Source organism: Sinorhizobium sp. BJ1, from assembly GCF_002531555.1.
GTDB classification, from domain to species: domain Bacteria; phylum Pseudomonadota; class Alphaproteobacteria; order Rhizobiales; family Rhizobiaceae; genus Sinorhizobium; species Sinorhizobium fredii_B.
Window position 1 is genome coordinate 122,124 of the sequence record NZ_NWTH01000001.1, and the last position, 18,550, is coordinate 140,673.

Genomic DNA, 18,550 nt, shown 5'->3' on the forward strand with positions numbered 1-18,550 from the left:
ACGCGGTGACACGGTATCGCGGCCGACAAACTTGCGCTATAGGCCAGCTACACTCTACAGCGCCGCGCGTGTTAGACGCGCTAGGGCCGCCGTAGCAGTTTGAATCGCTGCATGATTTTGTCCTTGAATCGATTCCGATTAAAGAAATCATGCAACAACGATCTGGGGATTCTCGATGGCGAATACAATACGGTTCCACGAAGGTGACATTTCCGCGGCCGACGCGACCCGCTATAGCGGCGCGATCGCCATCGACACGGAAACGCTCGGCCTCGTTCCCCGCCGCGACCGTCTCTGCGTCGTGCAGCTTTCGCCGGGCGACGGTACCGCCGACGTGATCCGTATCGCCGCCGGCCAGAAAGAGGCGCCGAACCTCGTGGCGATGCTTGCCGACCCAGCGCGTCAGAAGATTTTTCATTACGGCCGCTTCGACATCGCGGTGCTGTTCCACACCTTTGGTGTGACCTCTACGCCTGTTTTCTGCACCAAGATCGCCTCGCGGCTGACCCGCACCTACACGGACCGCCACGGCCTCAAGGACAACCTCAAGGAACTGCTCGACGTCGATATTTCGAAGCAGCAGCAGTCCTCCGATTGGGCCGCCGATATCCTCTCGCCGGCGCAGCTCGAATATGCCGCCTCGGACGTGCTTCACCTGCATGCGCTGCGCGACAAGCTGACGGCACGGCTGCTGCGCGACGGCCGCATGGAACACGCCGACGCCTGCTTCGCCTTCCTGCCGACGCGCGCCAAGCTCGACCTGCTCGGCTGGGAGGAGACGGATATTTTCGCCCATAGCTGAGGCTCTGAGTCAGGAGGGCGTCAGCCACAGCAGCGCGGCATAGCGCGCCGCCTTCCCGATGGTCACATAGGCGAGGAACACGGCGAGCGGTGTCCGGAGCAGTCCAGCGGCAAGCGTCAGCGGATCGCCGACGATCGGTAGCCAGGAGAAAAGCAGCACCGGCTGGCCGTAGCGCCCGAAGAGCGCCTCGGCTTTTTGCCGCGCCTGCGGCGAGACCGGAAACCAGCGCCGGTTTTCGAATCGGATTGCGAAGCGGCCGAGTGCGAAATTGACGAGGGCGCCGAGCACATTGCCGCCGGTCGCGGCAAAAAACAGCGCGGTCCGGCTCGTTTCGGCCGAAAGGGCCGCGGCCACCACTGCCGCCTCCGACAGGCCGAAAAGCAGGGTCGCGGAAAGAAAGGCTGCGGTAAAGACGCTGGCTAGGACACTGAAATCCAGGGCTTCAAGTCCTGTCGACGTGGCCGAGATCGCGCTCCGGCTCGATCACATCACGAATTCGCTGCTTCAATTCCTTCGGACCCGGAAAGCCGCCATCGCGCTTGCGTTCCCAGACGAGCTCGCCATCGACGCGGATCTCGAAATTGCCGCCGGTGCCGGGGATGAGCGCCACTTCGCCAAGCGTGTCGGCGAAGGTCGACAGCAGCTCCTGCGCCATCCAGCCGGCGCGCAGCAGCCAGTTGCACTGGGTGCAGTAGAGGATCGTGACGCGCGGCTTGTCACTCATTTCAAAATGTCCTGTTTGCTCGTCCGGCGAAGATAGCTTCGCGAACGGCCCGGAGCAACCGGCCCATCACCGGCTCTTCACACAAATGTCAACTTGAACAATCATGTTTTTATCGCCAGGTCCTTGTTTTCGAAGGGATGTGCGGCGAGAGACTTTTGCATTGCGAACACACTGCGAGAGGGATTCGATGACCGACACCACCGCAACCAACAGCCGCCCGCGCCCGATCCTGCCGGCGCTTGAAAAGATCTACCTGCCGCTCGACACCTTCGCCGAAACGCTGCTGCGCGTCCTGGCCGGTGCGCTGCTCGTCACCCATGGCTACGGCAAGATCCTCGACCCCTTCGGCGCCGTCGGCATGGTGGAGGGGCTCGGCTTCTATCCGGGCGTCTTCTGGTCGCCGCTGCTTTCCGCCACCGAATTCTTCGGCGGTATCTTCATCGCCATCGGCTTCCTGACCCGGCCCGCGGCCCTTGCCGCCACCATCGTTCTGCTCGTCACAGTCTATTTCCACGGTATCGTCCAGGGCCAGGGCCTCGGCGGCGCCGAAAAGTCGATCCTCTGGGCGGCGATCACCTTCTTCTTCGCCATCCGCGGCGCCAACGGCCAGTCGGTCGACGCCAAAGTCGGCAAGCAGTTCTGAACTGCGTCGAGGCGCGGCCGGAGTGGTCCGGCCGCGTCTTCGGTATCGCCTCTTCTCGTCGGCAGCCCTTGAACGGCGCCGTCAGCCGTGGTCATCTCGGGCTACTGAGGAGGTGATGGCATGAGTGAAGCGATCGAAGGCGGCTGCTTCTGCGGTCGCGTCCGCTATCGGCTGAGGCGGCCGCCGATGTTCGTGCATTGCTGCCATTGCCGCGATTGTCAGCGGCAGGTTGGCAGCGCCTTCGTGATCAACGGCATCGTCGAGGCGGAAAATGTCGTACTCTTGCAGGGAGAGCCCGCAATAGTGTCGCTTTCAACCGACAGCGGCCGGCCGCACGACGTTTATCGCTGCGCCGATTGCCAGTCGGCGCTCTGGAGCGATTATGGCCGGCGCAAGTGGCTCTCCTTCCTGCGTCTCGCGACGCTCGACCGGCCGTCGGCATTTGCGCCGGACGTCCATATCTACACGCGCTCGAAACTCGGCTGGGTGCCGCTGATGGCGGGGACGAGGGTCTTCGACGCCTACTACGACGTTCAGGCGGAATGGCCGGAGGAGAGTCTGGCGCGATTGAATGAGGCCCGCGCCAAGGGGAAGGGGCAGGCGCGGTCGTGATGAAAAGCGAGCGCGAAAAGATGGCGGCGGGCGAATGGTACCGTTGCCTCGATTTGGAACTCGATGCGATGCGCGAACGCGCCCGCAATGCCGTCCACCAGCACAACACGATGGCACCGGACGAGCGCGGCCGGATGGCCCCGGCGCTGGAGGCGCTCTTCGCGGCCGCCGCTCAGGACGTCTTATCGAAGCGCCGTTCCATTGCTCCTACGGCGTCAATATCACGCTCGGCGCCGGCGTCTTCCTCAACGCCGGCTGCACTATTCTCGACAGTGCCCCGGTCGTCATCGGCGGTGGGTCGATGCTGGGCCCGGGCGTCCAAATCTACTGCGCCGAGCACCACAAGGATGTCGCGCTGCGCCGCGCCGGCCTCGAGATCGCCCGGCCCGTGACGATCGGCAAGGACGTCTGGATCGGCGGCGGGGCGATCATTTTGGCCGGTGTTGCGATCGGCGATGGCGCAATCGTCGGCGCGGGCGCGGTGGTGACGCGGGATGTGGCTCCAGGCGCAACGGTGGTGGGGAATCCAGCGCGGGTGATTGTGGGGCAGTAGCGGGCTGCTGCCCGCTGTTCTCCCGCGAGAACGTTCCGACTGCACCGATTCCGTGTCAATCACTCATCGCCCATCTTCAGCGCGGCGATAAACGCCTCCTGCGGGATCTCCACCTTGCCGAACTGGCGCATGCGCTTCTTGCCGGCCTTCTGCTTTTCCAGAAGCTTGCGTTTGCGGGTAGCGTCGCCGCCGTAACACTTGGCGGTCACGTCCTTGCGCAGTGCCGAGATGGTTTCGCGCGCGATCACATTGCCGCCGATGGCGGCCTGGATCGGGATCTTGAACATATGCTTCGGGATCAGCTCTTTCAGCTTCTCGCACATTTCGCGGCCGCGCTTTTCCGCCGCCATGCGGTGCACCATCATCGACAGCGCGTCTACCGGCTCGCCGTTGACGAGGATAGACATCTTCACAAGGTTGCCTTCCCGGTGGTCGGTGATCTGGTAGTCGAAGGAGGCGTAGCCCTTGGAAATCGACTTCAGCCGGTCATAGAAATCGAAAACAACTTCGTTGAGCGGCAGGTCGTAGGTCAGCATTGCTCGGCTGCCGACATAGGTGAGCTCGACTTGGATGCCGCGCCGATCCTGACAGAGCTTCAGGATGCCGCCGAGATAATCATCGGGCGTCAGGATCGTCGCGCGAATCCACGGTTCGTGGATTTCAGCGATCTTGACGACATCCGGCATGTCGGCGGGGTTGTGAAGCTCACGCTCTGAGCCATCGTTCATGAACAGCTTGTAGACGACCGATGGCGCGGTCGCGATCAGATCGAGATCGAATTCGCGCTCCAGCCGCTCCTGGATGATTTCAAGGTGGAGAAGGCCGAGGAAGCCGCAGCGGAAGCCAAAGCCGAGCGCGGCGGAGGATTCCATTTCGAACGAGAAAGACGCATCGTTAAGGCGCAACTTGCCCATCGCGGAGCGCAGGTCCTCGAAGTCGGCGGCGTCGACGGGAAATAGACCGCAGAAAACGACGGGCTGGGCCGGCTTGAAACCCGGCAGTGCCTTGGCCGTCGGCCGCTTGTCTTCGGTGATTGTATCGCCGACGCGGGTATCGGCCACTTCCTTGATCGAGGCGGTGATGAAGCCGATCTCGCCGGGGCCGAGCGAATCCATCGCAACCATCTTCGGCGTCAGCACGCCGACGCGCTCCACCTGGTATTTCGCATCCGTTCCCATCATGCGGATGGTCATGCCCTTTTTCAGGGTTCCGTCGATGACGCGCACCAGAACCATGACCCCGAGGTAGGCGTCGTACCAGCTGTCGACGAGCAGCGCCTTCAACGGAGCGGCGTCGCCGCCGAGGCTCTTCGGCGCCGGCAGCTTGTGGACGATCGCTTCGAGCACGTCCGGAATGCCGAGGCCGGTCTTCGCCGAGATCAGCACGGCGTCGGAGGCGTCGATGCCGATCACCTCCTCGATCTGCTCCTTGATCCGTTCGGGCTCGGCCGCCGGCAGATCGATCTTGTTGAGCACGGTGACGAGCTCGTGGTTGTTGTCGATCGCCTGATAGACGTTGGCGAGAGTCTGGGCTTCGACGCCCTGGCTGGCGTCGACGACGAGCAGCGAGCCCTCGCAGGCCGACAGCGAGCGCGAAACCTCGTAGGCGAAGTCGACGTGGCCGGGCGTGTCGATGAGGTTCAGCACATAGGTGTCGCCGTCATTGGCCTTGTAGTGCAGCCGCACGGTCTGGGCCTTGATGGTGATGCCGCGCTCGCGCTCAATGTCCATGCTGTCCAGCACCTGCTCGGACATCTCGCGTTCGGCAAGACCGCCGGTCGACTGGATCAGCCGATCGGCCAGCGTCGATTTGCCGTGGTCGATATGGGCCACGATCGAGAAGTTGCGGATATGCGACAGGGGCGTCTTGGAAGATGGTGTGCTCATGGGCCGCATATAGCAGTGCGATCAGGCGGCGCAAAGCGGGAAATGAAGGCTTCGTTCACTATAAATCCGGCTATTCCGAAGGCGCTTCGGCCTCGGCGAGCGCCCCCGCATTCGGCACCTGCGCGCTTCTGAGTTCGAAGGTCTCGCATTGCTGCGGCGGCACGCGTTCACGCAGCCGCAGGCGAACCAGCACGAAGGCCGCATAGAGGACCGCCACCGTCATCGTCGCGTAGATAAACAGCTGCGGCCCGAAGGCGGGCGTCAGCAGGGTCACCAGCATCGGCACCAGCGTCGCCGCCGCCGACCAGGCGACGAGCATGGTGCTGGCGAGCGGCACGAAATCGGCCGGATCGGTGCGGTCGTTGGCATGCGCATTGGCAATCGAGTAGACCGTTTCGACGGCGCCGGCGAAGAGCGCGAAGGCGAGCAACAGCAGGGGAAGGCTATCGAAGGAGACGACGAGCGCCGCGAAGCCCGCCGCCACGATCAGGGCGCAGGTGGCGATCAGCACGATGCGCCGGTCGATGCGGTCGGAAAGCGCGCCCATCGGATATTGGATGACCAGCAATCCGAACTGCATGATGAACATCAGCGTCGCCACGTCCTTCTGGGTCATCGCGTTGGCGGCGGCATAGATGGGCGTGAAGCCCTGCACCAGCATCGAGAGTCCGCCGGAGGCAAGCACGCCGATAAAGGCGACCGGGGAGTTCCGCCAGGCCATGGCGATGTCGATGCTGACCTTGCCGGGTGCGGGCGGCGTCGGCAGGCGCGTCAGCCCGATTGGCAGGATGGCGAGCGCCGTGAAGAAGATCGTCACGATCGGCGCGAAATTGCCTTCGACCGGGATGCGCCCAAACAGCCAGGCGCCGGCCCCAAGCCCGATCACATAGGCCATGTAGAAGAGCGCCATGGCCTTGCCGCGCCAATGGTTGTCGCTCGCGTGGTTCAGCCAGCTCTGGGTGATGATGAAATTCGTGTTTGCGGCCGCTCCATAGAGTGCGCGCGCGAAGATCCAGAGAATGGGATGGACGCCGAGGCTGATCAGCACGGCCGCGAGAATGACCAGTGCCATTGAGCAGGAGAAGGCCCGCGCATGTCCGACGCGGCGGATCAGCGGGCCCGCCAGCACGCAGCCGATCAGGCCGCCGAAGGCGATTGCCGTGACCGCAGCGCCTGGAACCCAGTCCGGTGCCGCGGAGCGCGTCAGCACGAAGGGGACGTAGGCGAGCATCATGCCGTTGCCGATCGCGACAGCCGTCATCGACGTGACGATGCTGGCAATCGACAGAAGCGACGAACGGTCCCTTTCCATATGCCGGTCCTCCGCCGCTTTCCTCAAGGCAAACTAGCGCGGCGTCGCCCGTCGCATTGTCGCCGGAGCGGCATTCGAGAAATTTATTTTTGTAGCATGGTGAGTGGCTTGACTCTACTATATGAGAAATGCATTCTCAAATAATGGAACAGGCGATCACCTCCCTTGAACAGACGATCGGCGAACGTGTACGTGAGCTGCGCACGATTCAGGCTCTCACGCTCGACGAACTGGCGACGCGCTCCGGGGTTAGCCGCGCCATGATCTCGCGCATCGAGCGCGGCGAGGCAAGCCCGACGGCGCAGTTGCTGGCAAGACTCTGCAGCGCGCTCGGTACGACGCTCTCGGCGCTTTTTGCCTCAACCGCGGCGAACGTCTCCCCGGTGGCACGCCGGGCGGAGCAGCGGCTCTGGCGCGATCCGGAAAGCGGCTATCTGCGCCGATCAGTATCGCCGGAGGGTCTCGGCTCGCCGGTCGATATCGTCGAGGTCGAGTTTCCGCCGGGCGCCCGCGTCGTCTTCGAGCGCCAGCCCGGCGACCGCGGCATCACCCAGCATCTCTGGCTTTTCTCCGGCCGGCTGGAACTGACAATGGAGAGCGGGCCGCAGGTGCTCGAGGCCGGCGACTGCCTGTTCATGGGGCTCGAAGAGGCCCACATCTTCCACAATCCCTATGACGACCCGGCGCATTACGCCGTCATCCTCTGCCGCACCAAGGTTTGATCATGAGCGATATCCGCATCCGCGTGCTTACCGAAAAAGAAACCCGGGTCGCGCTGCCGGCGCTTGCGGAGGTCCTCGCCGACTGCGTCGAAGGCGGCGCCTCGGTCGGCTTCATGCAGCCCTTCGGACCGCAAGACGCCGTGCCGTTCTGGGAGGGAATCGCTGCTGCCGTCGGCCGTGCGGAGACCGTGCTCATCGTCGCCGAGGTCGATGGACGGGCGGTCGGGACGGTGCAGCTCGGTGTGTCGACGATGCCGAACCAGCCGCATCGCGCCGATATCAAGAAGCTACTGGTGCACCGGGACGCGCGCGGCCTGGGTCTCGCCCGCCGGCTGATGGAAAAGGCAGAAGCCGAGGCGCGGAAGCGTGGTCGGAGAGTTCTGGTGCTCGACACCGCGACCGGCGAGCCGGCAGAGGCGATCTACGAGCGCCTCGGCTGGCTGCGCGCCGGCGTCGTTCCCGACTACGCGCTGATGCCAGACGGACGCTATTGCGCGACCACTTTCCTCTACAAGCATCTATCGGCTTAGTGGAAGAATGGCTTGCCTCTCATCCCGCTGTCAGCGGGATGAGAGGCAGTCGCCAGCCGCAATTCCGCTTCACCGAATCGTGAAGAGGGTGACTCCCCAAGACCACCGTGAATCAGGACAACCACAATGCGCGTCTACTACTCCGAAGACCATAAGCTCAGAGACGCCAAGACCGAACTCCATGGCGGCGAGCTCGTGCCGCCCTTCGAGGCGCCGTTCCGGGCCGAGTGGATCCTTGCAGCGGTCAAGGAGGCAGGCTTCGCCGACATCGTCGCGCCCGAACGGCATGGTATGGAGACGGCGCTGAAGCTGCATTCGGCCGATTATCTCGCATTCATCGAGACCGCCTGGCAGCGCTGGGTGGCCGACGGCTATCGTGGCGAGGCGATCCCCGCCTGCTTTCCCGCCCGCCGCATGCGCCAGCATCCCCCGAAGGATATCGACGGGGCGCTCGGCTACTATGCCTTCGCCGCCGAGACGGCGATCACCGAGGGCACCTTTGCCGCCGCGCGCGCCGCAATGGACTGCGCGATTTCGGCGGCCGATCGTGTCGCTGGCGGCAACCGCGCTGCCTTCGCGCTCTGCCGGCCGCCCGGCCATCATGCGGCGATCGATCTCTTCGGCGGCTACTCCTTCATCAACAACGCCGCCTGCGCCGCCCAGCGCCTGCGCGACCGCGGCGCCACAAGAGTCGCCGTCCTCGACGTCGATTTCCATCACGGCAACGGCACGCAGGATATTTTCTACGAGCGCGGTGACGTTTTCTTCGCCTCGCTGCACGGTGATCCCGTCGATGCGTTTCCGCATTTCCTCGGTTTTGCAGACGAGGAGGGATCAGGAGAGGGGCTCGGTTCGACGAAGAACTATCCGCTGCCGCGCGGCACCACCTTCGAGACATGGGTAGCGGCGATGGACGACGCCCTCGCACGCATCGCCGGTTTCGGCGCGGAAGCCCTCGTCCTGTCGCTCGGGGTCGATACGTTCGAGCGCGATCCGATCAGCTTCTTCAAGCTGAAATCGGAGGATTTTTTGCGCATGGGCGAGCGCTTACGAATGACGGGCCTGTCCGTCGTCGTCTGCATGGAAGGCGGCTATGGTGTGCCGGAGATCGGCCTCAACGTCGCGAATGTGCTGAAGGGGATCGCCCGGTGACCGCCCGGAAGCCGGCTCACGAAACGAAGAACTGAGACAGACCCTGGCCGGCGGCGAAGGCGAGATAGGCGAGCACGGCGAAATAGATTGCGGTCGCGACGAGAAAGAGATAGCCGCCGGTCACCATCAGTCCGTCGCGCTGGATGATACCGAGTGACAAGAGCAGGATGGCGATGCCCGGCAGCGTGTTCGACAGCGGGATCAGCCCGAGCGGAAACAACAGGAGTACGCCGCCGGCCATGATCATCAGGCCGTTGAAGCGGTTCATCACGGCGCCATCAGTCAAAAAAAGCAGCCTTGGGCGCACATAGCGGTCGAGTTTCGCGACGAGCGCCGCCCCCTTCTTCAAGGTCGGCACGAGTTTTTCGGTTTCGATCTGCCGGTCGAGAATGCGCTTTGGCAGCCAGGGCAGGCGGTTGAGGGTGATCGCCAGCGAGATGAGAATTATCGCCGCGCCGAACACGGTGCTGACGCCGGGGATCGACACCGGGATCAGGAACGGCAGCGTCAGCAGCGCGCAGAAAAGCAGGAAGCCGTGCTCGCCGATCTCGATCATCAGCTCGCGCAGCGTGATCGTATTGCCTCGGATCGAAGCGATCATGCCGGTCAGCGTATCGCTGAGACTGCGCTGCGTGTCGTCGAACTCGATCGCCATATATCGTTCCTCTCGCTTGATCCCGCCCAGGCAGCGATACCTAGCGCGAGCCTGTGAAGCTTCGGTTAGCGGGCGCTCTGGACAGCAATGTGGCGAAGCAAGGCGCAAATGCTGCAGTGCCGAAGCGTCGTCTATTGCCCGTCCGTGTGGAAAGCGCGGCGCCCCTTCATCTTCCTGCCGCAATCGATAGTATGAAGCACCTTTAGCACAATGGGGACCATTGATTCGATGATCAAGAAATGCGCCATCCTGGCTGTCGCGGCCATCTATCTTTCCGGATGCACGACCACCGATCCCTATACGGGAGAACAGAAGATGTCGAACACGGCCGGTGGCGCGCTGATCGGCGCGGGCCTCGGCGCCGCAACCGGCCTCCTGGTCGGCGGCAGTGCTGCCGGACGCCGTGATGCCGCGCTCGTCGGCGCCGGCATCGGCGCGCTCGGCGGTGGCCTGGTCGGCAACTACATGGACCAGCAGGAATCCGAATTGCGCGCCCAGCTGCAGGGCACCGGCGTCTCGGTGACGCGTGCCGGCGACCGCATCATTCTCAACATGCCGTCGAACATCACCTTCGCGACCGACCGCGACCAGGTGATCCCGCCCTTCTACCCGACGCTCGATTCGGTCGCGATCGTGCTGCGCAAGTTCAACAAGACGCTGATCGACGTCGATGGCCACACCGATTCGACCGGCAGCGCCTCCCACAACCAGGGCCTCTCGGAACGCCGCGCCGCCTCCGTCGCCAACTATCTGGCCGGCCGCGGCATCGATCAGCGGCGCATCTCGACCATGGGCTATGGCATGGAGCGGCCCGTCGCATCGAACGCCAACGAGGCCGGCCGCGCCCAGAACCGCCGCGTCGAAATCTCCATCGCGCCGATCAAGCAGGGCTGAGTTCTCTTGGAAAATTGCAAAGGCCGCGTGGAGTTCCGCGCGGCCTTTTTGCTGCGTAGATCGCGTCAGCCTTGCGGCGGATAGCTGTGCTCGTTTCCGCGGAAATCGGTGACGGTGTAGCAGCCACCTCCTTCCGCCTCGATCGCGCTTGCGCTGACGACGGCCTTGCCGTGGCCGCCGGGAATGTCGAGGATATAGGTCGGCTGGCAGAGGCCCGAGACGCGGCCGCGCAGCGCGGCGACGAGCGCCTGGCCCTCCTCGATCGTCAGCCGGAAATGGCTGGTGCCGGGCGCCAGATCCGGATGGTGCAGGTAATAGGGCTTGATCCGCGTCTCGACGAAGGCGCGCATCAGGTCGGCGAGCACCCCCGGGTCGTCGTTGACGCCCTTCAGCAGCACCGATTGGCTGATCATGACGATCCCCGCATCGATCAGCCGGGCAGCGGCGGCCCGCGCTTCCTCTGTCAGTTCGCGTGGATGATTGGCGTGGAGCGCCACATAGGTCGCCTTGCCGCTGCTTTTGAGTGACGCGATGAGAATCGCATCGACGCGATCCGGCTCGACGACCGGTACGCGCGTATGGAAACGGACGACCTTGACATGGCCGATCGCGCCGAGGCGTTCCATGATTTCTTGGAGCCGCCGTGGCGAGAGCACCAGCGGGTCGCCGCCGGTGAGGATCACCTCCCAGATCTCCGAATGATCGGCGATATAGGCGATTGCCGCGTCGAGCTCGCCGGTCGTCAGCGTGCCAAGTCCCTGCGGACCGACCATCTCGCGGCGGAAACAGAAGCGGCAATAGACCGGGCAGACATGCACGGCCTTGAGCAGCACCCGGTCCGGATAGCGGTGGACGATGCCAGAGACGGGACTGTGCGCACTGTCGCCGATCGGGTCGGCCCGCTCTTCCGGCATGAGCATCAGCTCTGCCGCATCGGGCACGAATTGCCGGGCGATCGGATCATTCGGATCGTCTCGGTCGATGAGGTTTGCAACAGCGGGGCTGATGGCGATGGCGTATCGAGAGGCGACGCGGGAGATCGCTGCCTCGGCCGAGGCTTCGACCAGGCCGGCGTCGACGAGCTCGCGTGCCGTCCTGAGGGCGCGTTCCGCGGTCATCTCCTGACCTCCGCCACCGGCGTCCAGAGGACCTGGTCGATGCGGGAGGCGCCGGTCGCCAGCATCGCCAGACGATCGAAGCCGAGGGCGATGCCGCTCGCCTCCGGCATGATGGCAAGTGCCGCCAGGAAATCCTCGTCGAGCGGGTAGGTTTCGCCATAGACCCGCGCCTTTTCGGTCATTTCCAGCTCGAAGCGGCGGCGCTGTTCGGCCGCATCGGTCAGTTCGCCGAAGGCATTGGCAAGCTCGATCCCGCAGGCATAAAGCTCGAAACGCTCGGCGACGCGGCGGTCGCGCGGCGTCGGACGGGCGAGTGCGGCCTCAGTGACCGGATACGCGTCGAGGATCGTCGGCCGGCCGAAGCCGAGATTGGGTTCGACCTTTTCGACGAGCGCGCGGCTGAAGAGATCCGCCCAGCTGTCGTCGTCGGCGACGCGGAGACCTGCCTCCCGCATGGCTGCGGCCAGGCTTTCACGGTCCGTCGTGCCATCCTTCGCGAGGGAGGCGAGGAGGTCGATCCCGGCAAAGCGCGCGAAAGCCTCGACCACCGAAAGCCGTTCCGGTTCCTTGAAGGGATCGCAGCTTCTGCCCCGGTAGGTAAGAGACGCCGCGCCGGCGGTCTCGGCGGCAAGCGCGAGGATGTCGGCGCAATCGCGCATCAGCGTCTCATAGCTCTCGTCAGCGCGGTACCATTCGAGCATGGTGAATTCCGGATGGTGCAGCGGGCCGCGCTCGCGGTTGCGGTAGACATGGGCGAAACAGACGATGCGCCTTTCGCCGGCAGCGAGCAGCTTCTTGCAGGCGAATTCCGGCGAGGTGTGCAGATAGAGCGGCTGCACCGATCCGTCGGGCCCAAGCGCTTGCGTTGCAAAGGCGTGCAGATGCGCCTCGTTGCCCGGTGACAGCTGCAGCGTCGCCGTATCGATCTCGATGAAGTCGCGCTCGCCGAAGTACCGGCGCAGCGCCGACTGGATGCGGTTGCGTCCGATCAGGAAGGGGCGCCGGTCGGCATGGACATCCGGGGTCCACCAGGGTGAAGCATGCGGCATGGTCGGTTCGATCCAAGCTTTCTTTCCACGCGAATGCCGGCTCAGGCTGGCTATTTGCCCGGAATTAGGGTAGTGGCGGCGCGAAATCGAAATTTTCGCGTCCTTTCCGGGCCAGTCGCGGCCCGCGCGTGTCGCGCATACCTCTGTTACAAGGAAGACTAATGGTCAAGGTCATCGCTTCTTCGGTCCGCAAGGGCAACGTTCTCGACGTCGACGGCAAGCTTTATGTCGTGCTCACCGCCCAGAACTTCCATCCGGGCAAAGGCACGCCGGTCACCCAGGTCGACATGCGCCGCATCTCCGACGGCGTGAAGGTCTCGGAGCGCTATCGCACCACCGAGCAGGTCGAGCGCGCCTTCGTCGAGGACCGCGAGCACACCTTCCTTTATGAAGATGGCGAAGGCTTTCACTTCATGAATCCCGAAAGCTACGACCAGCTCGTCATGACCACCGAAGACATCGGCGATTTGAAGGCCTATCTGCAAGAGGGCATGGCGGTGATGCTGTCGATCCACGAGGGCCTCGCGATCGCCATCGACCTGCCGCGTCACGTTATCCTCGAAATCACCGAGACCGAACCGGTCGTCAAGGGCCAGACGGCTTCTTCATCCTACAAGCCGGCGGTCCTCTCAAATGGCGTGCGCACGCTCGTGCCGCCGCATATCCAGGCGGGCACCCGCGTCGTCATCGCCACGGAAGACGGCTCCTATGTCGAGCGCGCCAAGGATTGAATAGCGCGCTCACCGCTATCGAAAGGGGCGGCGGGCTTTGCCTGCCGCCCCTTTATTTGTGCTTTCCACAACTCAAGATGCGATCGCGGAAACCCTGCAAAATTGAGCGTGCATTTTAGGGGCCCGCTGTTTAGGGTCACGTGCCGCCGCTGGAGGCGGGACGAGATCGAGGAATTGCATGTTTCCACTGTCGCACATGATGAAAGCCTTCATCCGCAAGGGTAGCCTGACGGTGATCGACGCCGACGGCAAGAGGCACGTCTTCGCCGGAGAGCAGGGGCCGAGCGTCACGATGCGGCTGACCGATAAGCGGCTCTATCGCAGTCTCGTCCTCAATGCCGAGCTCGCCGCCGGCGAGGCCTATATGGACGGGACGATGCGCTTCGAGGAGGGGTCGACGCTGCGTGACTTTCTCACGCTCTTCTCGATCAACCGGCTGTCGCTCGGCTCCTATCCTCTCCAGAAGCTGTTGCGGGCGATCAAGATGCGCTTCCGCAAGCGCCAGCAGGCAAATCCAAAGGGCAAGGCGCAGCAGAACGTCGCCCATCACTACGATCTCGGCAACGATTTCTACAAGCTGTTCCTCGACGAGAACATGCTCTATTCCTGCGCCTATTTCCGCGAGCCGGACGAGACGCTGGAGGCGGCGCAGCGCAACAAACTGCGGCTGCTGGCCGCAAAACTTTGCCTGAAGCCCGGCATGAAAGTGCTCGACATTGGCTGCGGCTGGGGCGATCTGGCGCTCTATCTGGCGACGCTCGAAAATGTCGAGGTCCTCGGTGTCACCCTGTCGAAGGAGCAGCAGGCGCTTGCCTCCGAGCGAGCCCGCGCTGCCGGCATGGCCGACCGGGTGCGCTTCGAGCTGAAGGACTATCGCGATGTCGAGGGGCCCTTCGACCGCATCGTCTCGGTAGGCATGTTCGAGCATGTCGGCGTGCATCACTACGACGAGTATTTCAAGAAGCTGAACGCTCTGATGCCGGATGACGGCCTCGCCGTTCTGCACTCGATCGGCCATATGAGTCCGCCCGGCATGGCGAGTCCCTGGCTTAGGAAGTATATCTTCCCGGGCGCCTATTCGCCGGCCCTGTCGGAAGTCTTCGAAGTCGTCGAGCGCAACAGCCTGTGGGTGACGGATCTCGAATTCCTGCGCGTCCATTACGCGACGACGCTTGCCCATTGGGGCGCGCGGTTCGAGGAAAATCGCGACAAGGTCATTGCGATGTATGACGAGCGCTTCGCCCGGATGTGGGAGTTCTACCTGATCAGCGCCGAAATGATGTTCCGCACCGGCAGCCAGCTGGTCTTCCACATGCAGCTGTCGCGCTCGCGCGATGCGGCGCCAATCGTGCGCGACTACATCACCGACCAGCAACGCGCCTATATCGAGCGGGAAAAGGCGCTGGATCTGGCGATTTGAGGCCAGCCCGAGATTGAGGAAGCATACAGCAGGACCTATGCGCCGGTTCACCAAGCCGACTTGACGTCGCCCGGCGACTCCTATTTCTTTAGAATTATTCTAAAGAAGGTTGCTGCCGATGTTCTCCCGCCTCTTCTCCCGTTCCAAGCGCCCGTTTCTGTCCTTGAGCGAACAGGAAATCCTGGCGCTCGCCGTCTCTTCGGAAGAGGATGACGGCCGCATCTACCTCGCCTATGCGGATGCGCTGCGGGAAAAATATCCGCACTCCGCCAGGGTCTTCGAGGCCATGGCCGAAGAAGAGAGCCACCATCGAAAGACCCTGATCGACCTGCATGTCGCTCGCTTCGGCAATCGCATTCCGCTCATCCGGCGCGAGCATGTGCGCGGCTTTCCGGAGCGCAAGCCGGACTGGCTGATTGCCGAGATGCCGATCGAAAGGGCACGTGCCGAGGCGGAGGCCATGGAGGAGGCGGCCCACCGCTTCTATATCGAGGCGGCGGCACGGACGCGCGACGCGGCGACGCGCAAGCTGTTGGGGGATCTGGCGATCGCCGAGAAGGCGCATGAATCTCTCGCGCGCCGTCTCGGCGAAAGGCATACACCCGCCGACGTCCGCGCCGAGGAAGACCAGACATCGCATCGCCAGTTCATTCTTACCTATGTGCAGCCGGGCCTGGCAGGCTTGATGGATGGTTCGGTTTCGACGCTGGCGCCGATCTTCGCCGCCGCTTTTGCAACTCAGGATACCTGGCAAACCTTCCTGGTCGGGCTTTCGGCCTCGGTCGGTGCGGGCATTTCCATGGGTTTCACCGAAGCCGCCCATGATGATGGCAAGCTTTCCGGCCGCGGCTCACCGGTCAAGCGTGGCCTCGCCTCCGGCATCATGACGGCGCTCGGCGGTCTCGGCCATGCGCTCCCCTATCTGATACCGCATTTCTGGACGGCGACGGTGACCGCGGTGGCGATCGTTTTCTTCGAGCTCTGGGCCATCGCCTTCATCCAGAACCGTTTCATGGAAACGCCATTCCTCAGAGCGGCCTTCCAGGTCGTGCTCGGCGGCGGCCTGGTGCTGGCGGCCGGCATCGTCATCGGCAATGCCTGATGCAGCTTGCCGAAAACTGCGCAGTGGTCTTGGGAACATGCGTATGAACGGACGGCATGAAAAAAGGGCCGAGAACCGGCCCTTCTTCATTCGAATTGTCTGGCTGCTTATCTGCCGACGGAGCCGACGAGCACCTCGGCGCTGTTGTCGATCGTGACCCAGCGGCCGCTATTGTTGGAAGCCTGGCGCTTCAGGAAGCGGTAGGGCGTATTGGTCCAAAGCCTGACACCGTTGTCGAGATTGTCGAGGACGAAATCGCCCTGGGCGGTGCGCACCGTCAGCACCGCATGGCCCTCGCCGTCGGGTTTGCGCACCACGGTCATCAACAGATTGCCGGCAGCAAAGCCGCGCTGCATCAGGCGCCGGCGCTTTTCGAGCGCGAAATCCTCGCAGTCGCCCCGCCCTTTCGGATAGGACCAGACCTCGTCCCTGCCGAGAAGCTCCTGGTCGGTGACCGGCGAAATCTCGCGGTTGACGGCGGCGTTCACCTGCCGGATGACGGCCCAGCCGCCTGCCGTGACACGCGGCGGCGCGCCCGCCCGAGACCGGACGCCGCATTCACTCCTGTTCTTCTGGCAGAACTCGAAATGCCCGATCGGCTGGGAAGTTGCCGAGCCGGTCTGCATCCAGGGAGTGGATCCCGACTGTGCGGGAATTGCCATGCTTGCCGAAATGAAAATTGCGCAGAATGCCGCGACGCCTGTCTTTACCCCGGTCCAAAATGCCATACAGATCCCCTGCAAGCGCGTGCGCCGCACGCGCAATCTCAAGTTGATGACAGCTTTTGTAGGCTTCCCCTAGCGCTGCTCTAATCGTTAACAAAGAGTTAATATGCTCGGACCGCGTGAGTCAATCTACCGATTCGTCGGATTGACCTTTATGGTTAAGATCACCCATCGAAAGACAGCGGAAGCCCTGCATTCCGGGCCATCCGGGATGCGTTCTGAAATGGGGTCGGAGTGTTAACGGAAGCCGGCCGGGGACTCAGGCCTTGGCAAGCATGGCGCTGATGGCCTGTTTCAGTTTGACGATGTCTTCCTCGCGCGACAACCGGTGGTCGCCGTCACGAATGAGGGTCATGACGACGTCGTCCGCCGGCATGTGCTCCATGAGCTTCAGCGCGTGCGTATAGGGCACATCCAAATCGCGCATCCCCTGAAGAATATGCACCGGGCAGCCCGTCTCGATCGGTCCCTTGAGGACCCGGTTTTGCCGCCCGTCCTCGATCAGGGCGCGGGTGAAGATGTTGGGCTCGGGGCTATATTCCGACGGCTCCTCGAAATAGCCCCGTTCGGCAAGCGAAGTCCGCTCGGCCGTCGTCAGATTGGGTTCGATCAGCTCGGCGGTGAAGTCCGGGGCGGGGGCGATCAGCACCAGGCCGGCCACACGTTTCCCTTGGCCGCGCGCCCTCAGTTCTTCGATAAGGCGCAGGGCGAGCCAGGCACCCATGGAGGAACCGATCAGGATCATGCGCCCGGCGACCGCGTGATCGACGACGGCGAGGCTTTCTTCGAGCCAGCGTGAGATCGTGCCTTCTTTGAAGTCGCCGCCGGAAGCGCCATGGGCGGAATAGTCGAAGCGGACGCAGTTCGTTCCGACCGCTTGCGCGTGACGTTCGACCTCGACCGCCTTCGTGCCGGTCATGTCGGAGCGGTAGCCGCCGAGCCAGACGAGGGCGGGGCTTTCCGAGGCCGGTTCGGCGCTGAAAACCCGCATGGCGATGCTGCGCGCCGCACCGGCCGTACCCACCATTATCCGCGTGATTTCGGTTTCGGCCGGCATCGCTGACATCGCATATTTCCTCGCAAACACCCGTTTCGATCAGATATCCTGCCAAAAACAGATTCGCCAGAGCCTCGATGGTGGTGATTTTCCTTGCGGGCCATGCTATTGACTCTGGAGCCGCAATTCACACATTGCCGTCAGTGACTGTTTCAAGCGCCAAGTTTGAGATGACGCTGATCGTTTGATTGACCAGTATACGTAAACAGCTCGAGGAGAGTACGACCATTCGCAGACCGTTCAAAGCGGACGCCCCAGTCAAGGAAGGGCCGCGCGCAAACAAGGAAATCCGGGTCCCCCGGGTTCAGCTCATCGACGCCGAAGGCCTGAATTTGGGCAGCGTCCCGATCGATCAGGCGCTCCGCATGGCGGAAGAGTCCGGTCTCGATCTGGTGGAGATCGCACCGAATTCCGAACCGCCGGTGTGCAAGATCCTCGATCTTGGCAAGCTGAAATACGCCAACCAGAAGAAGGCGGCCGAGGCGCGCAAGAAGCAGAAGATCGTCGAGATCAAGGAAATCAAGATGCGCCCGAACATCGACACCCACGATTACGAGGTGAAGATGAAGGCGATGAACCGCTTCTTCGAAGAGGGCGACAAGGTCAAGGTGACGCTGAAGTTCCGCGGCCGCGAAATGGCCCACCAGGAGCTCGGCATGAAGCTTCTGCTGCAGGTCAAGGACGATACCCAGGCGATCGCCAAGGTTGAAGCCGAGCCGAAGCTGGAAGGTCGCCAGATGATGATGGTGCTTGCGCCCAAGTAAGGCACGAAAGCGTGGATCGCACGTGAAAGCAATCCAATGTAAAAGGCCGCCGTGAGGCGGCTTTTTTCGTTCCGGCGCACCGTTGCCGGCGCCTGACAG

20 protein-coding genes and 1 pseudogene are annotated in these 18,550 nt (G+C 63.2%); 12 read left to right on the forward strand and 9 right to left on the reverse strand.

Annotated elements, in window-relative coordinates:
* Positions 1 to 175: 175 nt before the first annotated feature.
* On the forward strand, positions 176 to 802 hold the full coding sequence (locus tag CO676_RS00610) for a ribonuclease D (RefSeq protein WP_014766707.1): 627 nt from the start codon (positions 176 to 178) through the stop codon (positions 800 to 802).
* 9 nt (positions 803 to 811) lie between these two features.
* On the opposite strand, the gene CO676_RS00615 is transcribed toward CO676_RS00610, so the two are convergent.
* Both CO676_RS00615 and CO676_RS00620 read right to left on the reverse strand, forming a co-directional pair.
* The gene (locus tag CO676_RS00615; protein ID WP_014766708.1) at positions 812 to 1,159 is read right to left on the reverse strand and encodes a VTT domain-containing protein; all 348 of its coding nucleotides are present in this window, start codon (positions 1,157 to 1,159) and stop codon (positions 812 to 814) included.
* Between the two features lie 85 nt (positions 1,160 to 1,244).
* A complete protein-coding gene (locus CO676_RS00620) occupies positions 1,245 to 1,526 on the reverse strand; it encodes a SelT/SelW/SelH family protein (protein ID WP_014766709.1) in 282 nt (93 codons plus the stop codon).
* Between the two features lie 187 nt (positions 1,527 to 1,713).
* On the opposite strand from CO676_RS00620, the gene CO676_RS00625 reads away from it, so the two are divergent.
* From CO676_RS00625 to CO676_RS00635, 3 genes and pseudogenes are all read left to right on the forward strand, one after another.
* Positions 1,714 to 2,169 (forward strand): DoxX family protein, encoded by a 456-nt coding sequence (locus tag CO676_RS00625; RefSeq protein WP_014766710.1) that lies wholly within the window; start codon positions 1,714 to 1,716, stop codon positions 2,167 to 2,169.
* A 120-nt stretch (positions 2,170 to 2,289) separates the two neighbouring features.
* Positions 2,290 to 2,781 carry a GFA family protein gene (locus CO676_RS00630; protein ID WP_097519317.1) on the forward strand — a complete coding sequence of 164 codons (492 nt, stop codon included), beginning with the start codon at positions 2,290 to 2,292 and terminating at the stop codon, positions 2,779 to 2,781.
* Positions 2,778 to 3,334 (forward strand): annotated as a pseudogene (locus CO676_RS00635) (sugar O-acetyltransferase). The gene CO676_RS00630 and the pseudogene CO676_RS00635 overlap by 4 nt, the downstream one beginning before the upstream one ends.
* Before the next feature lie 59 nt (positions 3,335 to 3,393).
* Here CO676_RS00635 and lepA read toward each other — a convergent pair.
* Both lepA and CO676_RS00645 read right to left on the reverse strand, forming a co-directional pair.
* Entirely contained in the window at positions 3,394 to 5,229 is a 1,836-nt protein-coding gene (lepA, locus tag CO676_RS00640) for a translation elongation factor 4 (RefSeq protein ID WP_014766713.1), read from the reverse strand.
* A 61-nt stretch (positions 5,230 to 5,290) separates the two neighbouring features.
* Entirely contained in the window at positions 5,291 to 6,532 is a 1,242-nt protein-coding gene (locus CO676_RS00645) for an MFS transporter (protein WP_097519318.1), read from the reverse strand.
* 143 nt (positions 6,533 to 6,675) lie between these two features.
* Here CO676_RS00645 and CO676_RS00650 point away from each other — a divergent pair, with 143 nt between their 5' ends.
* The 3 genes from CO676_RS00650 (at position 6,676) to CO676_RS00660 (ending at position 8,936) form a co-directional block, all read left to right on the forward strand.
* The gene (locus CO676_RS00650; RefSeq protein WP_041414849.1) at positions 6,676 to 7,254 is read left to right on the forward strand and encodes an XRE family transcriptional regulator; all 579 of its coding nucleotides are present in this window, start codon (positions 6,676 to 6,678) and stop codon (positions 7,252 to 7,254) included.
* A gap of 2 nt (positions 7,255 to 7,256) precedes the next feature.
* Positions 7,257 to 7,784, forward strand: coding sequence for a GNAT family N-acetyltransferase (locus CO676_RS00655; protein WP_097519320.1), 528 nt, complete (start codon positions 7,257 to 7,259; stop codon positions 7,782 to 7,784).
* 126 nt (positions 7,785 to 7,910) lie between these two features.
* On the forward strand, positions 7,911 to 8,936 hold the full coding sequence (locus CO676_RS00660) for a histone deacetylase family protein (RefSeq protein ID WP_097519321.1): 1,026 nt from the start codon (positions 7,911 to 7,913) through the stop codon (positions 8,934 to 8,936).
* Between the two features lie 16 nt (positions 8,937 to 8,952).
* On the opposite strand, the gene CO676_RS00665 is transcribed toward CO676_RS00660, so the two are convergent.
* Entirely contained in the window at positions 8,953 to 9,591 is a 639-nt protein-coding gene (locus CO676_RS00665; RefSeq protein ID WP_097519322.1) for an exopolysaccharide biosynthesis protein, read from the reverse strand.
* 228 nt (positions 9,592 to 9,819) lie between these two features.
* Between CO676_RS00665 and CO676_RS00670 the strand changes: the two genes are divergently transcribed.
* On the forward strand, positions 9,820 to 10,485 hold the full coding sequence (locus CO676_RS00670) for an OmpA family protein (RefSeq protein ID WP_097519526.1): 666 nt from the start codon (positions 9,820 to 9,822) through the stop codon (positions 10,483 to 10,485).
* A gap of 65 nt (positions 10,486 to 10,550) precedes the next feature.
* On the opposite strand, the gene CO676_RS00675 is transcribed toward CO676_RS00670, so the two are convergent.
* Together CO676_RS00675 and epmA are read right to left on the reverse strand one after the other, a co-directional pair.
* Positions 10,551 to 11,603, reverse strand: coding sequence for a lysine-2,3-aminomutase-like protein (locus CO676_RS00675; RefSeq protein WP_014766719.1), 1,053 nt, complete (start codon positions 11,601 to 11,603; stop codon positions 10,551 to 10,553).
* The gene (gene epmA, locus CO676_RS00680; RefSeq protein WP_097519323.1) at positions 11,600 to 12,652 is read right to left on the reverse strand and encodes an EF-P lysine aminoacylase EpmA; all 1,053 of its coding nucleotides are present in this window, start codon (positions 12,650 to 12,652) and stop codon (positions 11,600 to 11,602) included. The genes CO676_RS00675 and epmA overlap by 4 nt, the downstream gene beginning before the upstream one ends.
* A gap of 161 nt (positions 12,653 to 12,813) precedes the next feature.
* Here epmA and efp point away from each other — a divergent pair, with 161 nt between their 5' ends.
* From efp to mbfA, 3 genes are all read left to right on the forward strand, one after another.
* Positions 12,814 to 13,383: an elongation factor P gene (gene efp / locus CO676_RS00685; RefSeq protein ID WP_014766721.1), complete on the forward strand. Its 570-nt coding sequence runs from the start codon at positions 12,814 to 12,816 to the stop codon at positions 13,381 to 13,383.
* A gap of 178 nt (positions 13,384 to 13,561) precedes the next feature.
* Positions 13,562 to 14,803: a cyclopropane-fatty-acyl-phospholipid synthase gene (cfa1, locus tag CO676_RS00690; RefSeq protein ID WP_097519324.1), complete on the forward strand. Its 1,242-nt coding sequence runs from the start codon at positions 13,562 to 13,564 to the stop codon at positions 14,801 to 14,803.
* 118 nt (positions 14,804 to 14,921) lie between these two features.
* On the forward strand, positions 14,922 to 15,905 hold the full coding sequence (mbfA, locus tag CO676_RS00695) for an iron exporter MbfA (RefSeq protein ID WP_097519325.1): 984 nt from the start codon (positions 14,922 to 14,924) through the stop codon (positions 15,903 to 15,905).
* Between the two features lie 107 nt (positions 15,906 to 16,012).
* Here mbfA and CO676_RS00700 read toward each other — a convergent pair whose 3' ends face one another.
* Both CO676_RS00700 and CO676_RS00705 read right to left on the reverse strand, forming a co-directional pair.
* The gene (locus tag CO676_RS00700) at positions 16,013 to 16,633 is read right to left on the reverse strand and encodes a transglutaminase-like cysteine peptidase (RefSeq protein WP_041414850.1); all 621 of its coding nucleotides are present in this window, start codon (positions 16,631 to 16,633) and stop codon (positions 16,013 to 16,015) included.
* 256 nt (positions 16,634 to 16,889) lie between these two features.
* Positions 16,890 to 17,696 carry an alpha/beta hydrolase gene (locus CO676_RS00705; RefSeq protein WP_014766726.1) on the reverse strand — a complete coding sequence of 269 codons (807 nt, stop codon included), beginning with the start codon at positions 17,694 to 17,696 and terminating at the stop codon, positions 16,890 to 16,892.
* 218 nt (positions 17,697 to 17,914) lie between these two features.
* Here CO676_RS00705 and infC point away from each other — a divergent pair, with 218 nt between their 5' ends.
* Positions 17,915 to 18,451, forward strand: a complete 537-nt coding sequence (gene infC, locus CO676_RS00710) for a translation initiation factor IF-3 (RefSeq protein WP_080605861.1) — start codon at positions 17,915 to 17,917, stop codon at positions 18,449 to 18,451.
* Positions 18,452 to 18,550 lie beyond the last annotated feature (99 nt).

What these genes read in the sequence shown, in the direction of transcription:
- CO676_RS00670 (WP_097519526.1), top strand. Translation starts at nt 9,820, where the DNA reads ATGATCAAGAAATGCGCCATCCTGGCTGTCGCGGCCATCTATCTTTCC.
- CO676_RS00665 (WP_097519322.1), bottom strand. Translation starts at nt 9,591, where the DNA reads ATGGCGATCGAGTTCGACGACACGCAGCGCAGTCTCAGCGATACGCTG.
- epmA (WP_097519323.1), bottom strand. Translation starts at nt 12,652, where the DNA reads ATGCCGCATGCTTCACCCTGGTGGACCCCGGATGTCCATGCCGACCGG.
- CO676_RS00675 (WP_014766719.1), bottom strand. Translation starts at nt 11,603, where the DNA reads ATGACCGCGGAACGCGCCCTCAGGACGGCACGCGAGCTCGTCGACGCC.
- mbfA (WP_097519325.1), top strand. Translation starts at nt 14,922, where the DNA reads ATGTTCTCCCGCCTCTTCTCCCGTTCCAAGCGCCCGTTTCTGTCCTTG.
- CO676_RS00645 (WP_097519318.1), bottom strand. Translation starts at nt 6,532, where the DNA reads ATGGAAAGGGACCGTTCGTCGCTTCTGTCGATTGCCAGCATCGTCACG.
- CO676_RS00660 (WP_097519321.1), top strand. Translation starts at nt 7,911, where the DNA reads ATGCGCGTCTACTACTCCGAAGACCATAAGCTCAGAGACGCCAAGACC.
- lepA (WP_014766713.1), bottom strand. Translation starts at nt 5,229, where the DNA reads ATGCGGCCCATGAGCACACCATCTTCCAAGACGCCCCTGTCGCATATC.
- CO676_RS00700 (WP_041414850.1), bottom strand. Translation starts at nt 16,633, where the DNA reads ATGGCATTTTGGACCGGGGTAAAGACAGGCGTCGCGGCATTCTGCGCA.
- CO676_RS00705 (WP_014766726.1), bottom strand. Translation starts at nt 17,696, where the DNA reads ATGTCAGCGATGCCGGCCGAAACCGAAATCACGCGGATAATGGTGGGT.
- cfa1 (WP_097519324.1), top strand. Translation starts at nt 13,562, where the DNA reads ATGTTTCCACTGTCGCACATGATGAAAGCCTTCATCCGCAAGGGTAGC.
- CO676_RS00630 (WP_097519317.1), top strand. Translation starts at nt 2,290, where the DNA reads ATGAGTGAAGCGATCGAAGGCGGCTGCTTCTGCGGTCGCGTCCGCTAT.
- CO676_RS00610 (WP_014766707.1), top strand. Translation starts at nt 176, where the DNA reads ATGGCGAATACAATACGGTTCCACGAAGGTGACATTTCCGCGGCCGAC.
- CO676_RS00620 (WP_014766709.1), bottom strand. Translation starts at nt 1,526, where the DNA reads ATGAGTGACAAGCCGCGCGTCACGATCCTCTACTGCACCCAGTGCAAC.
- CO676_RS00655 (WP_097519320.1), top strand. Translation starts at nt 7,257, where the DNA reads ATGAGCGATATCCGCATCCGCGTGCTTACCGAAAAAGAAACCCGGGTC.
- efp (WP_014766721.1), top strand. Translation starts at nt 12,814, where the DNA reads ATGGTCAAGGTCATCGCTTCTTCGGTCCGCAAGGGCAACGTTCTCGAC.
- CO676_RS00650 (WP_041414849.1), top strand. Translation starts at nt 6,676, where the DNA reads ATGGAACAGGCGATCACCTCCCTTGAACAGACGATCGGCGAACGTGTA.
- CO676_RS00625 (WP_014766710.1), top strand. Translation starts at nt 1,714, where the DNA reads ATGACCGACACCACCGCAACCAACAGCCGCCCGCGCCCGATCCTGCCG.